Source organism: Klenkia brasiliensis, assembly GCF_900100695.1.
Lineage (GTDB): Bacteria > Actinomycetota > Actinomycetes > Mycobacteriales > Geodermatophilaceae > Klenkia > Klenkia brasiliensis.
Genome location: NZ_FNCF01000006.1, coordinates 335,049 through 348,612 on the forward strand (window position 1 = coordinate 335,049; position 13,564 = coordinate 348,612).

Annotated in this window: 12 protein-coding genes and 1 rRNA gene; 9 read left to right on the forward strand and 4 right to left on the reverse strand. The window is 74.5% G+C overall.

The genetic code is table 11. The annotated features are described in order from the left end of the window. The first annotated feature begins 36 nt into the window (after positions 1 to 36). Both BLT39_RS18600 and BLT39_RS18605 read left to right on the forward strand, forming a co-directional pair. Positions 37 to 1,491 (forward strand): FdrA family protein, encoded by a 1,455-nt coding sequence (locus tag BLT39_RS18600; protein ID WP_242658539.1) that lies wholly within the window; start codon positions 37 to 39, stop codon positions 1,489 to 1,491. A 3-nt stretch (positions 1,492 to 1,494) separates the two neighbouring features. Further along, on the forward strand, positions 1,495 to 2,901 hold the full coding sequence (locus BLT39_RS18605; protein WP_091067235.1) for a YlbE family protein: 1,407 nt from the start codon (positions 1,495 to 1,497) through the stop codon (positions 2,899 to 2,901). Positions 2,902 to 2,922: 21 nt separating this feature from the next. Here the strand turns inward: BLT39_RS18605 and BLT39_RS18610 are convergent, their stop codons facing one another. Beyond that, positions 2,923 to 3,741: a mycofactocin-coupled SDR family oxidoreductase gene (locus BLT39_RS18610; RefSeq protein ID WP_091067238.1), complete on the reverse strand. Its 819-nt coding sequence runs from the start codon at positions 3,739 to 3,741 to the stop codon at positions 2,923 to 2,925. A gap of 106 nt (positions 3,742 to 3,847) precedes the next feature. Between BLT39_RS18610 and BLT39_RS18615 the strand changes: the two genes are divergently transcribed. The 4 genes from BLT39_RS18615 to BLT39_RS18630 all read left to right on the forward strand — a co-directional run bounded on the left by BLT39_RS18615 (position 3,848) and on the right by BLT39_RS18630 (position 6,843). Continuing rightward, positions 3,848 to 4,990 (forward strand): SDR family NAD(P)-dependent oxidoreductase, encoded by a 1,143-nt coding sequence (locus BLT39_RS18615; protein WP_242658540.1) that lies wholly within the window; start codon positions 3,848 to 3,850, stop codon positions 4,988 to 4,990. Between the two features lie 34 nt (positions 4,991 to 5,024). Next, positions 5,025 to 6,059: an isopenicillin N synthase family dioxygenase gene (locus BLT39_RS18620; RefSeq protein WP_207508134.1), complete on the forward strand. Its 1,035-nt coding sequence runs from the start codon at positions 5,025 to 5,027 to the stop codon at positions 6,057 to 6,059. Between the two features lie 68 nt (positions 6,060 to 6,127). Beyond that, a complete protein-coding gene (locus BLT39_RS18625) occupies positions 6,128 to 6,553 on the forward strand; it encodes an organic hydroperoxide resistance protein (protein ID WP_091067244.1) in 426 nt (141 codons plus the stop codon). A gap of 2 nt (positions 6,554 to 6,555) precedes the next feature. Beyond that, positions 6,556 to 6,843: a Dabb family protein gene (locus tag BLT39_RS18630; protein ID WP_091067247.1), complete on the forward strand. Its 288-nt coding sequence runs from the start codon at positions 6,556 to 6,558 to the stop codon at positions 6,841 to 6,843. A 50-nt stretch (positions 6,844 to 6,893) separates the two neighbouring features. Here BLT39_RS18630 and bar read toward each other — a convergent pair whose 3' ends face one another. The 3 genes from bar to BLT39_RS18645 are packed head-to-tail and all read right to left on the reverse strand — an operon-like array spanning position 6,894 to position 9,854. Then, the gene (bar, locus tag BLT39_RS18635; RefSeq protein WP_091067251.1) at positions 6,894 to 7,997 is read right to left on the reverse strand and encodes a barbiturase; all 1,104 of its coding nucleotides are present in this window, start codon (positions 7,995 to 7,997) and stop codon (positions 6,894 to 6,896) included. 34 nt (positions 7,998 to 8,031) lie between these two features. After that, entirely contained in the window at positions 8,032 to 8,988 is a 957-nt protein-coding gene (locus tag BLT39_RS18640; protein WP_091067254.1) for a carbamate kinase, read from the reverse strand. Between the two features lie 44 nt (positions 8,989 to 9,032). Continuing rightward, on the reverse strand, positions 9,033 to 9,854 hold the full coding sequence (locus tag BLT39_RS18645) for a PHP domain-containing protein (RefSeq protein ID WP_091067256.1): 822 nt from the start codon (positions 9,852 to 9,854) through the stop codon (positions 9,033 to 9,035). 81 nt (positions 9,855 to 9,935) lie between these two features. Here BLT39_RS18645 and BLT39_RS18650 point away from each other — a divergent pair, with 81 nt between their 5' ends. The 3 genes from BLT39_RS18650 to BLT39_RS18660 all read left to right on the forward strand — a co-directional run. Beyond that, a complete protein-coding gene (locus tag BLT39_RS18650; RefSeq protein WP_091067259.1) occupies positions 9,936 to 12,176 on the forward strand; it encodes a RecQ family ATP-dependent DNA helicase in 2,241 nt (746 codons plus the stop codon). Positions 12,177 to 12,270: 94 nt separating this feature from the next. Continuing rightward, a complete protein-coding gene (locus BLT39_RS18655) occupies positions 12,271 to 12,906 on the forward strand; it encodes an alpha-ketoglutarate-dependent dioxygenase AlkB (protein WP_242658541.1) in 636 nt (211 codons plus the stop codon). A 380-nt stretch (positions 12,907 to 13,286) separates the two neighbouring features. Next, positions 13,287 to 13,564 (forward strand): 16S ribosomal RNA (locus BLT39_RS18660); the annotation flags it as partial.

Genomic DNA, 13,564 nt, shown 5'->3' on the forward strand with positions numbered 1-13,564 from the left:
CTCACCGCTGAGATACTTCCGCGGTAGCGTCACGGCGTGAGCGACTCCGTGCACGTCTCCCTGCGCAGCGGCGTCTACGCCGACTCGGTCAAGCTGATGCAGGTCAGCAAGGCGGTCGGGGCCCGCGACGGCGTCACCGCCGTGCTGGTCGCGATGGCCACCCCGCTGAACCTCGAGCTCGCCGCCGGCATGGGCCTGGACCCCGGCGAGGAGGCCAGGCCCGACCAGCTGCTGGTCGCCCTGCGCGCCGTCGACGACGCGGAGCTCGCCGCCGCGGTCACCGCCGTCGAGGTCGCGCTGACCGCCCGCGAGGAGCGCGGCTCGGCCGACGCCGTCCCCGCGCGCACCGTCGGCTTCGCCCTCGCCGAGGAGGCCGACACCCCGCTCGCGGTGGTCAGCGTCCCCGGTCCCTACGCCGTCGCCGAGGCCATGGACGCCGTCGCCGCCGGGCGCAGCGTGCTGGTCTTCTCCGACGGCGTCCCCGTCGAGCACGAGGTCGCCCTCAAGGCCGCCGCCCACGAGGCCGGCGTGCTGGTCATGGGCCCCGACTGCGGGACGGCGATCGTCGGCGGCGTCGCCCTCGGCTTCGCCAACGTCGTCCGCCGCGGGCCGGTCGGCCTGGTGGCGGCGTCGGGCACCGGCGCCCAGCAGGTCAGCTGCCTGCTCGACATGGCCGGCGTCGGCGTCAGCCACGTGCTCGGCACCGGCGGGCGCGACCTGTCCGCAGCCGTCGGCGGCCGGGCCACCCTCGACGCGCTGGCGATGCTCGACGCCGACGACGCCACCGAGCGGGTGCTGCTGGTCAGCAAGCCCCCGGCCCCCGAGGTGGCCGAGGAGGTCGGGCGGACGGCGGCCGGGCTCTCCACCCCCTTCTCCAGCGCGGCGCTGAGCGCCGACAGCCCCGACCTCACCGCCGCCGTCGAGGCACTGCTGCGGGAGATGGGCACCGAGGTCCCGGTCTGGCCGACCCGCTCCGGCGCCGACCGCGAGGTCCCGGCCGGTGCGGTGCTCAAGGGCTTCTACTCCGGCGGCACGCTGGCCGACGAGGCGATGCTGGTGGCCGCCCCCGCGCTCGGCGACGTCCGCAGCAACACCCCGCTGCGGCCCGAGCTCGACCTCGGCGCCGACTTCGGGGCCACCGGCCACGTGGTCGTCGACTTCGGCGACGACGCGCTCACGGTCGGCCGGGCGCACCCGATGATCGACCCCACCCTGCGGCTGGAGGCCGTCGCCGGCCTGGCCGCGAGCGGGGAGCCCGCCGTCCTGCTCATGGACGTCGTCCTCGGCTACGGCGCCGACCCCGACCCGGCCGGCGCCCTGGTGCCGGCCATCCGGGACCTGCCCTTCCCCGTCGTCGTCGCCGTGGTCGGCACCGAGGGCGACCCGCAGGGGTGGTCCCGCCAGGCCGACGCGCTGGCCGCGGCCGGTGCGCACGTGTTCGCCTCCAACTCCGCGGCCACCCGGTTCGCGGTCGACCTGATCGGGGCCTGAGAAGTGAGCAGCCTGCTGAGCGGACGCCCGGCCGTGGTGGCCGCCGGCGTCGACGTGTTCTCCGACGCGCTGCGCGCCCAGGGCGTGGGCGTCACCGACGTCGAGTGGCGTCCCCCGACGATCGGGTTGGCCGACGACCTCACCCAGCTCGCCCTGGACCCCCGCCGCGCCGCGGCCAACCGGGTCGCCGTCGAGCGCGTGCTGGCCAGCCGGTCCACCCTGGTCGACGTCCGGCCGGCCACCGAGGTGCTCGGCCTGACCGGCCGCACCCTGCTGCACTCCGGGCCGCCGCTGACCTGGGAGACCGCCTCCGGGCCGATGCGCGGGGCGCTCATCGGCGCCTGCCTGTTCGAGGGCTGGGCCGACACCCCCGAGGCCGCCGAGGCGCTGCTGGCCGCGGGCGGCGTCGAGCTCGACAGCTGCCACCACCACCGCGCGGTCGGCCCGATGGCCGGGGTGACCAGCCCGTCGATGTGGATGTGGTGCCTGGCCGACCCCACCGACGGGCGCGAGGCCTACAGCAACCTCAACGAGGGCCTGGGCAAGGTCCTCCGCATGGGCGCCTACGGCCCCGAGGTCATCGAGCGGCTGCACTGGATGACGACCGTGCTCGGCCCGGTGCTGCAGGCCGCCGTGCGCTCGCGGACCGAGCCGCTGGACGTCACCGGGATCCTCGCCCAGATGCTGCAGATGGGCGACGAGGCGCACAACCGCAACCGGGCCGGCTCGCTGATGACCCTGCGCGAGCTGTCCCCGTCGATCGTGGCCGTGGACGCCCCGAAGTCCGACATCGCCGAGGTGCTGCGCTTCATCGGCGGCAACGAGCACTTCTTCCTCAACCTCGGCATGCCCAGCGCGAAGCTCGCGATGGACGCCGTCGGGTCGGTCCCGGGCTCCACGATGGTCACCACGCTGGCCCGCAACGGCACCGAGTTCGGCATCCGGACGGCGGGCACCGGCGACCGCTGGTTCACCGCCCCGGCCAACACCCCGGTCGGGCTGTTCCTGGGCGACTACGGCCCGGACGACGCCAACCCCGACATCGGCGACTCCGCGATCATGGAGACCTACGGCATCGGCGGCTTCTGCATGGCCGCCGCCCCGGCCATCGTCCGGTTCGTGGGCGGCACCGTCCCCGACGCGCTGGCCACCACCGAGCGGATGTACCAGATCACGCTCGCCGAGAGCCCGGCCCTGCAGGTGCCGATCCTGGGCTTCCGCGGTGCGCCGACCGGCATCGACGTCCTCAAGGTCGCCCGCACCGGCTGGCTGCCGCAGATCAACACCGGCATGGCCGGCCGGGTCGCCGGCACCGGTCAGGTCGGCGCCGGCCTGGTGCAGCCGCCCGCGGCGTGCTTCGAGCAGGCCGTGGCCGCGCTGGCCGAGGAGTCCCGCGCCGCCCTCGGCTGAGCACGGCGCGGGCCCGGCGGGTCAGCGGATCAGCGTGCCCAGGTCGACGGGCAGCTGGATGCCGGTGATGTGCCGGGCCTCGTCGCTGGCCAGGAACGCGACGGCGTTCGCGATGTCCTCGGGCTCGGAGTACTGGTCGGGCAGCGCCTGCATGAAGATCGGCGCGAGGGTCTGCGCGTGCGCGGCGATCAGCGGCTGCAGGTCGTCCACGGTCATGCCGGTGGCCACGCCGTGCGGGTGCACGGTGTTGACCCGGATGCGGTGCTGCGCCAGCTCGTTGGCCAGCGACTTGGCGTACCCGACGACGCCGTGCTTGGTGGCCGCGTAGGCCGAGAGGAACGGCAGCCCGCGCAGCCCCGCCACCGAGCTGGTGATCACGATCGACCCGCCGGTGCCCTGCTCGAGCAGGGTGGGGATGGTGGCCTTGGCGGTGTGGAAGACGCCGGTCAGGTTGACCGCGACGGTCTCGTTCCACTGCTCCAGGGTGATCTCCCAGCTGTTGCCCGCCGAGCAGATGCCGGCGTTGGCGACGACGACGTCCAGGCGGCCCAGCTCGGCCACGCCCTCGGACACCGCGGCCGACAGGGCCGCGAAGTCGGCGACGTCGGCCTGCCGGGCGACGATCCGCCGGTCCTGGGCCTCGACCAGCCGCACGGTCTCGGCCAGGTCGTCGGCGGTGGCGCCGGCGTAGTGCGTGGTGGCCGGCTGCGCGCAGACGTCCACGGCGATGACGTCGGCCCCCTCGGCGGACAGCCGGACGGCGTGCGCCCGCCCCTGACCGCGGGCGGCCCCGGTGACGAGGGCGACCTTGCCCTCGAGACGACGTGCGGGAGTGGTCATGCGGATCTCCTCGGCGCGAGCAGGTGGCACTGAGTGCCATGTGGTGCGGGTCACCGTAGCGCCCGGCTGCGCCCGTGCCCAGACCCCGCCCGCTAGCGTCCGGGACGTGCCCGACGCGACCCGGCCCGACGTCCAGCAGGCGGGTGAGCGCGCCGACCTGACCGGCCTGGGCCGGCCCGAGCTCGCCGAGCTCCCCGCCCACCTGTCCGCCGACGAGCGGGTGCTCGACGTGGGCACGCCCATGCACGAGGGCGTCTTCGGCCTGCTCGTGCTCACCGACCGCCGGCTGGTCTTCCTCAAGGTCGGCCGGCACGCCGCGGAGATCTCGGTCGCGCTGCCCGAGGTGGTCGGCGTGGACTGGAAGCGCTCCTTCCGCGGCCGCAGCCGGCTGGCCGTGCAGACCACCACCGGGGAGCTGGTGTTCACCGAGCTGTCCAACGAGCACGGCGCAGCGCTGGAGGGCGGGCTGCGCTCGATGGCCCGCCAGCACCCCGTCGCGCCCGCCCCCGCGCCCCGGCCGGCGGCACCCGCGCCCGCCCCGCAGACGGGTGGTCCGCGGCTGGACCTGCACGGACGTCGGGCGGTGGTGACCGGTTCGTCCCAGGGCACCGGCCTGGCCATCGCCACCGGGCTGGCCGCCGCCGGCGCCGCCGTCGTCCTCGTGGCCCGCGACCCGGCCCGGCTGGGTGCCGCGGCCGACCAGGTGCGGACGGCGGTCGGGGGCGCCGACGTCACCACCGTGGCCACCGACCTCGCCGCCGACGACGGCACCGCCGCGCTGCTCGTGGCCGTCCCGGACACCGACGTGCTGGTCGACGTCCCCGGCGTCCCCGGCGCGCAGCCGGCGCTGAAGATCGCCGACGAGGAGTGGCGCCGCTGCTTCGACACCACCGTGCTCCCCGCCGTCCGGCTGCTGCGGGCCTACCTGCCCGGCATGCGCGAGCGCGGCTGGGGCCGGGCACTGCAGGTGGTCGGCGAGCCGCCGGCGCCGTCGGTGCACCACGGCGTCGCCACCGCGGCCCTGCTCGCGGCATCCCGCGGCTTCGCCACCGAGGTGGCCGGCACCGGCGTCACGGTCAACGCCGTCCTCACCGGCCCCGCGCGCGGCGACGCGCCGCTGCTGCGCCGGCCGGTCGAGCCCGAGGAGGTCGCCGCCCTGGTGGTCTACCTGGCCTCGCCGCTGGCGTCGGCGACCACCGGCGGTGCGCTGCGGGTCGACGGCGGCTACACGCACTCGACCCTGCCGTGACACCGGCGCAACACCGCTGCGCCAGCCTGGTGCGGTGACCTTCGCCGTCCCCGTCGTCGACATCGCCCCCTACGTCTCCGGCGCCGGGGACCGGGCGGCCACCGCGGCGGCCATGGACGCCGCCTGCCGCGAGGTCGGCTTCGTGCAGGTCGTCGGCCACGGCGTGGACCCCGCGCTGGCCGAGGGGCTGGCCACGGCGATGGATGCCTTCTTCGCCCTGCCGCCGGCGCGGAAGGCCGGCTGGCGGACCCCGCCCGAGGTCAACCGCGGCTACTCGCCGCCGAAGTCGGAGTCGTTGTCGCTGTCGCTGGGGGTCGAGTCGGCGTCCCGGATGAACGACTTCTTCGAGGCGTTCAACGTCGGTGCCTCGCAGGGCAGCTACCCGCACGCCCCCGGCCTGCCGCAGCCGGACTACGCGGAGAACACCTGGCCCGACGTCCCCGGCTTCCGCGCCGCCGTCGAGGCCTGGTTCGCCGAGGCGTCCCGGGTGGCCCGCACCCTCACCGGTGTCTTCGCCGACGCGCTGCACCTGCCGCCGGACTTCTTCGCCGCCATGACCGGCCACTCGCTGGACGTGCTGCGGATGAACAACTACGCGCTCCCGCCCGGCACCGTCGAGCTGGACGGCGAGCTGACCGGGATGGGGGAGCACACCGACTACGGCATCGTCACCGTGCTCTGGGCCGACCAGGTGCCCGGTCTGCAGGTCCTGGGCGACGACGGCGGCTGGCACGACGTGTCGCCGGTGGACGGTGCGCTGCTGGTCAACCTCGGCGACGTCACCACGCGGCTGACCAACGAGCGGTGGCGCTCGACCCTGCACCGGGTCAAGCCGCCGGTGGTCGACGGCACGATCCGGCGCCGCCGCTCCGCGGCGTTCTTCCACGACGGGGACGTCGATGCGGTGGTCGCCGTCCTGCCCGGGTGCCTGGGCCCGGGCGAGGAGCCGAAGTACCTGCCGGTCACCGTCGGCGAGCACGTCGCGGCCAAGCTGCGCGGCTCCCGGGCCGGGGTGGTCAACACCGCCGCCGACCGGGAGGCCGCCCGGGTGCTGGCCGCCCGCGGCTGACCGGGGAATCGACCCGGGGCCGTGGTGCTTGGTCGGGGGGAACCGCACCCCCGAGACCAGGAGGACCCGTGCCCGCCGTCTACACCGCCATCGCCACCGCCACCGGGGAGGGCCGCAACGGCCACACCCGCTCCTCCGACGGCCTGGTCGACCTCGACCTCGCCACCCCGGTCGAGATGGGCGGCGCCGGCGGGGCGACCAACCCCGAGCAGCTGTTCGCCGCCGGGTGGGCGGCCTGCTTCCTGAACGCGCTCAAGGTCGTCGCCCGCCGCCAGCAGGTCGAGCTCGCCGACGCCGCGGTGACCGCCGAGGTCGGCATCGGCCGCAACGACGACGGCACGTTCGGCCTGGAGGCCGCGCTGCACGTGGAGCTGGGCGGTGGCATCGAGCAGGCCGCCGCCGAGCAGCTGGTGGAGGCCGCGCACGCGGTCTGCCCGTACTCCAACGCCACCCGCGGCAACGTGCCGACCACGCTCGACACCACGGTCGGCTGAGCGTGATCCGCAACGTCGTCGTCGGCCGCCTGCACCCGGACGCCGACCCGGCCGCGGTCGACGCCGCGCTGGCCGCGATCGTGGGGCTCGACCTGCCCGGTCGGCTGGACTGCCGGGTGGGCCGGGACGCCGGGCTGCGCGAGGGCGCCTGGGGGTTCGCGATCACCAGCGACTGGGCCGATGCCGAGGCCTACCGCGCGTACGACCTGGACGCCGCGCACAACCGCATCCGGGCCGAGCTGTTCGGCCCGCTGTGCGCCGACATCGCCCGGGTGCAGTTCGAGGCCTGAACGCACGAGCGGCCCGCACCCGGGTGGGTGCGGGCCGCTCGGGTCCGGGGTCAGGCCTTGATGATGGCGGCGACGGGGCCGCCGCCCGAGGGGCCCTGGTGGACGGCGGCGACGGAGACGAAGACCGCCGGGTCGCCGGTCACCGAGGCGGCGACCCCGCCGACGGTGGCCTTGATCTGGCGGTGCCAGAACACGTCGGAGTCGTCGAGCATCGCGTTGCGGCGGCCGCGCACGTAGCCGGTCGGGTCGGCCTCGCACTTGAGGAAGACGTTGACCAGACGGTCGCCGAGGTCGGAGGTGTGCGGGCGCTCGGGCAGGTCGAGGCCGGCCTCGCGGATGGCGTCCCAGATGCCGTCCTGGTCCAGGGCGTCCTTCATGACCGAGTGGCCGATCCGGTAGGCGCCGCCGTGGCCGCGGGCGTTGCCGACGACGACGATCTGCGCCCGGTCGAGCTCGACGCCCGAGGAGCAGGAGGCCACCGCGGAGAACAGCGAGAAGTCCCGCATGACCTGCTCCTGCTTGGGCAGCTCGATCTCGCCGAGGGCGAGCGCGATGCCCAGCGCGGTGGTGCCGTTGGAGAGGTCCATCGAGCCGTGCGGCTCGTCGTAGTAGGTGTCCTCGCCGCGGGACTTGGCGTCGCGGATGGTCTCGATGGTCAGCAGCGGCGTCTTGGTCTGCACGTAGTGCACGTCGGCGGGGTCGGTGATGCCGGCCTCGGCCATCGCGCGCTTCACGCCCTCGGCGACCTTCTCCACCATCGAGATGCGGCCGATGTCCTCGGGCAGCAGCACGTCGCTCATCGCGAAGCCGACGGTCAGCCGCGGCTCGTCGGTCTTCTCGACCGAGTCCTCGGGGAGCGTGGCGAAGATGGTGGCGTGCGGGCTGATGACCCCGTCGGTGCCGCCGGACCACACGATCGGGATCTCGGCGACCTCCTCCTTGGAGCGGCTGCCCTTCTCCATCAGGACCTCGCGGAAGGCGCGGTCGGCGATGATGCGGGTGTAGTCGTTGACCCCGCCGTTGCCCTCGGTCTTGCCGATGACGGCGATGACCCGGTCGGCCTCCATGACGCCGGAGTCGATGAGCTCGGCCAGCTCGGAGGCGTCGCTGACGTTGTGCAGCGGGACCTTGCGGACCTCGATGGGTGCAGGCACTGGGGGGCTCCTTCTTCTCGGGGGCTTCTCGGGGTCAGGCGGTGACGACGGTGCCGACGGAGTCGCCGGCGACGGCGTCGGCGATGTGCTCGAGCGAGGTGATGACCGCGCGCCGGCCCGGGCCCGAGGTGGCGAACCGCAGGGCGGCGTCCACCTTGGGGCCCATGCTGCCGCGGGCGAACTGGCCGGCCTCGGCCTGCGCCTGCAGCTCGGCGGCGGTGACCCGGCCCAGCGGCCGGGCGTCGGGGGTGCCGAAGTCGACCATCACCGCGTCGACGTCGGTGGCGATGACCAGGGTGTCGGCGTCCAGCTCGGCGGCCATCAGCGCGGCGGTGAGGTCCTTGTCGATGACCGCCTCCACCCCGCGCAGGGCGGCGCCGTCCTGCCCGTCGTCGACCACGGGGATGCCGCCGCCGCCGGCGCACACGACGACGAACCCGGCCCCGGCCAGGGCGCGGACGGCGGGGGAGTCGAGCACCGAGCGGGGTTCGGGGGAGGCGACGACGCGGCGCCAGCCCTTCTCGCCGCGGTCCTCCCAGGTCTGGCCGAGGTCGACGAACTGCTGGGCCCGCTCGCGGGGCAGGAACCGGCCGACCGGCTTGGTGGGTTCGCCGAACCCGGGGTCGTCGGCGTCCACGAGCGTGCGGGTGACCAGCGCCGCCGTCCGCTGGGTCAGGCCGCGGGCGGCCAGGGCGGCGTCGAGCTCGTCGACGACGGTGAACCCGATCGTCCCCTGGGTCTGCGCGACGTTCCAGTCCAGCGGGACCGGGGGCACCTCGTGCGCCGCGAGCTCGTTCTTGACCAGCAGGTTGCCCACCTGCGGGCCGTTGCCGTGGGTGACCACGACCTCCGCGCCCGTGGCGACGACGTCGGCCACGTGCCCGGCGGCGACGGCGATGGCCGCCCGCTGCGCACCCGGGGTGGCCGAGCCGTCGGGGCCGGTCATCGCGTTGCCGCCGAGGGCGACCACGACGCGGCGGGGGGAGGTCATGGCGAGACCCTAGCCGGATTTCTCTTAGCGGTGAAGTAGTTGTCTCACCGGCGCCAGAAGTCGAACCGGTCGCGCCCGGGCCGGAACCCGGCGGCCTCGACCACGTCCACCGCCAGGTCGAAGCGCTGGCCCACCGCGGACGGTGTGTGCGCGTCGCTGCCGAAGCTCACCGCCCCGCCGCCCTCGTCGCGGAACCAGCGCACCAGCTCGACCGACGCCAGCGGGCTGGTGGTGTTGACCTCCAGCGCCCTCCCGGTCTCGGCCAGGGCCCGGAACACCTCGCGGTACTCGGCCTCGAACGGCTGCTCGGCGTAGCGGTCGCGCCCACCGGGCCAGTACCGGCGCGGGAAGTCCACGTGCGCGAGCACCTCGAAGACGTCGCTGTCGCGGACCATCTGCGCCATCTCGGTCAGGTACCGGCGCATGGTGGCGTCGGCGCCGCTGCGGCTGAGCATCCGGCTCACCCCGACCAGCCGGTCGCCGTCGGTGAGCGAGTGCAGCGAGCCCAGCACCCGGTCCACCGGGCCGGCGGCCAGGTGGGCGGCGATGCTGGCCGCGAACAGGTGCGGCTCACCCGCCTCGACGCCCGAGACCACCCGCAGGTCGGGGAACCGGTCGCGGCACTCCGCGATCGCGGCGGCGTAGGCCTCCGCGTCGATGGGCTCCTGGTGCGCCGGGTGCCGGTCGACGATCCCGTCGCGGCTGGCCCGGTCCTCGGCGGCCCAGACGGTGAAGTCCAGGTGCTCGGTGAAGGCGACGGCGGGCAGGCCCATCCGCACGGCCCGCGCGCAGGCCTCCACCATCGAGGCCGAGGGCCCGGTGTCCCACGAGAACTCGCTGTGCACGTGGTTGTCGGGAGGCAGCATCGCCGAGCATCCTCCCCGGTCGTCCACAGGTCCGCCCGGTGGGGACCGGCGTTGTCGGACCCGGTGCCTAGTGTCGGGTCCATGAGCAGCGCCGTGGTGGAGACCGGACTCGCCGACGAGGCCCTCGAGGTGCTGCGCGAGCTCACCGGCCGCCCCGACGCGGTGTTCCGGGAGGGCCAGGACGCCGCGGTCTCCGCCCTGGTCGAGCGCAGCCAGCGGGCGCTGGTCGTGCAGCGCACCGGCTGGGGCAAGTCGGCGGTCTACTTCGTGTCCACCGCCCTGCTGCGCCGCCGCGGCCGCGGGCCGACGCTGCTGGTCTCGCCCCTGCTCGCGCTGATGCGCGACCAGGTCGCCGCCGCCGCCCGGGCCGGCATCAAGGCGGTGGAGATCTCCAGCGCCAACGCCACCGAGTGGGACGACGTCGCCGCCCGGCTGGCCGCCGACGACGTCGACGTGCTGCTGGTCTCCCCGGAGCGGCTGACCAACCCCCGCTTCCGCGACGAGCAGCTGCCCGACCTCGTGCAGCGGTGCGGCCTGCTGGTGGTCGACGAGGCGCACTGCGTCTCCGACTGGGGCCACGACTTCCGGCCCGACTACCGGCGCATCCGCGAGCTGCTGGGCCGGCTCCCCGAGGGCACCCCGGTGCTGGCCACCACCGCGACGGCCAACGAGCGGGTGGTCGCCGACGTCGCCGAGCAGCTGGGTGCCGGCGGCGTCGGGGTCACCACCGTCCGCGGGCCGCTGGCCCGCGACTCCCTGCGGCTCGGCGTGCTCCGGCTGCCCACCGACCGCGCCCGGCTGGGGTGGCTGGCGGCCCACCTGGAGGACCTGCCGGGCAGCGGCATCGTCTACACGCTGACCGTCGCGGCCGCCGAGGAGACCGCCGCGCTGCTGCGCGACGCCGGCCACGAGGTCCGCGCCTACACCGGCCGTCTGGACGACGCCGACCGCAAGGACGCCGAGGAGGCGCTGCGGGAGAACCGGGTCAAGGCCCTGGTGGCCACCTCGGCCCTGGGCATGGGCTTCGACAAGCCCGACCTCGGCTTCGTCGTCCACCTGGGGGCCCCGTCCTCGCCGGTCAGCTACTACCAGCAGGTGGGCCGCGCCGGCCGCGCCGTGGAGCACGCCGACGTGCTGCTGCTGCCCGGGCCGGAGGACCTCGCCATCTGGCAGTGGTTCGCCACCTCGTCGATGCCGCGCGAGGACCACGCCGGCGCCGTGCTCACCGCCATGACCGACGGCAAGGCCTGGTCGGCGGCGCGGCTGGAGACCGTCGCCGACGTCCGCCGGTCCCGCCTGGAGCTGCTGCTCAAGGTGCTCTCGGTCGACGGCGCGGTCGAGCGGGTGCAGGGCGGCTGGCGGTCCACCGGGGTGCCGTGGGTCTACGACGCCGACCGGTACGCCCGCGTCACCCGGACCCGCGAGGCCGAGCAGCGGGCGATGATCGCCTACGCCCGACCGGTCGACGAGGCCCAGTGCCGCATGGCGTTCCTGCAGGAGGCGCTCGACGACCCGAGCGCCGCCCCGTGCGGCCGCTGCGACGTGTGCGCCGGGCCCTGGTACGCCATCGACGTCCCCGACGGCGCCGCCGAGGCCGCGAACGCCCGGCTCGACCGGCCCGGCGTCGAGCTGGCGCCCCGTGCGCAGTGGCCCACCGGCGCCGACCGGCTCGGCGTCGAGGTGAAGGGGAAGATCGCCCCCGGCGACCAGGTGCTGACCGGCCGGGCGGTCGCACGGCTCACCGACCTCGGCTGGGGTCAGCGGTTGCGCACCCTGCTGGGGGACGACGGCGTCGGCGGCGTGGCGACGCTGGCCGAGGACCTCGAGGCACCGCCGCTCGAGGAGGACCCGGATGCCGCCTTCGACGTGTCGCACCGGGTCATCCGCCCGGGCAACGCCTCCGACGCACCGCCCGCCGACGACCTGGTGCAGGCCTGCGCCCGTGTCCTCGCGGCGTGGGACTGGGCGGAGCGGCCGGTGGCCGTGGTGTCCGTGCCGTCCCGCCGGCGCCCGCGCCTGGTGCGCGGGACGGCCGAGGCTCTGTCCCGGCTGGGGCGCCTGCCCTACCTCGGGGAGCTGGACCTGCAGCACGGCGGACCGACCGGGGGTGCGGGTGGCAACTCCGCCTTCCGGCTGGCCGGGGTGTGGCAGCGCATCACGGTGGGCGAGCAGCTGCGCGGCCGGCTCGCCGCGGTGACCGGTCCGGTGCTGCTCGTCGACGACCTGGCCGACTCGCGCTGGACCGTCACGGTCGCCGGCCGCGAGCTGCGCCGGGCGGGGGCGCCGGCCGTGCTGCCCTTCGTGCTGGCCCTGGCCGCCTGAGCTGTCCACAGGGTTCCGCACACCTGTTCGAAACCCACGGCCACCGTCCACAGGTCTTCGCACACTTGTTCGAAACCCGATCTAGGCTGGGCCCGTGTCCGCCCTGCCCGTCCACCAGCCGTCGATGTGGGACCTCGCCGACGAGCCCGTGCTGACCCGGTTGCCGGGTCGGCTCGTGCGGCACCACCTGGCCGCGGGCGCCTGGGTCGACCACCTGCCCGGATGGGTGGAGGGGTCGGACCACGTGCTCGACGTGCTGCTCGGCGACATCGGTTGGCGGGCCGATCGGCGGCAGATGTACGACCGCGAGGTCGCCGTGCCCCGCCTCCTGCGCTGGTACGACGAAGCGGAGGAGCTGCCGCACCCCGTGCTGACCGAGGCGCGGGACCGGCTCGACGCGCACTACGCCGGCGAGCTCGGCGAGCCCTTCGCCACCACCGGTATGTGCCTCTACCGCGACGGCCGCGACTCCGTCGCCTGGCACGGCGACCGGATCGGTCGGGGCAGCAGCCAGGACACGGTCGTCGCGATCGTGTCCTTCGGGTCCCCGCGGTCGCTCCTGCTCCGACCGGTCGGCGGTGGCGACTCGATTCGCTTCACGCTCGGGCACGGCGACCTGGTGGTCATGGGGGGCAGTTGCCAGCGCACCTGGGACCACTGCGTGCCGAAGACCAACCGCGCCGTCGGACCGCGCGTCAGCGTCCAGTTCCGCCCCCGCGGCATCGCCTGAACGACCCGTCCGCCCTGCTCCGCGGCCTGTGCGGGGTCGGCGGGAGGGGGCCTGGACCCCCCTCCGGGGACCCCCCTGCAGAGACCTCTGGAAGCCGTGTATGGTTCTCCCTGCACCGCGAAACACCGGGAAGGCCGAGAGGCCGAACCGCGAGCCAGAACCCCAGGGTTGACGAGCTCGGATCGTGGAGTAACGTGTAGCAGCCGCCAGAACGTGAAGCCCGAAAGGGCCCGAGCCTCTGCGCGTCCGCTCTTTGAGAACTCAACAGCGTGCCGAAAGTCAGTGCCAACTGTTTGACCCCTTCGAGGCTGTGGTCTCGGGGGTTTCTGGATTGATGATCAAGACTGTCAGGTCTTGGTTCTTGGTCTGGGTTGAATTCATCTACGGAGAGTTTGATCCTGGCTCAGGACGAACGCTGGCGGCGTGCTTAACACATGCAAGTCGAACGATGAAGCCAGCTTGCTGGTGGATTAGTGGCGAACGGGTGAGTAACACGTGGGCAACCTGCCCCCGGCTCTGGGATAACTCCAAGAAATTGGTGCTAATACCGGATATTCACATTTCTCCGCATGGGGGTTTGTGGAAAGTTTTTCGGCTGGGGATGGGCCCGCGGCCTATCAGCTTGTTGGTGGGGTGATGGCCTACCAAGGCGACGACG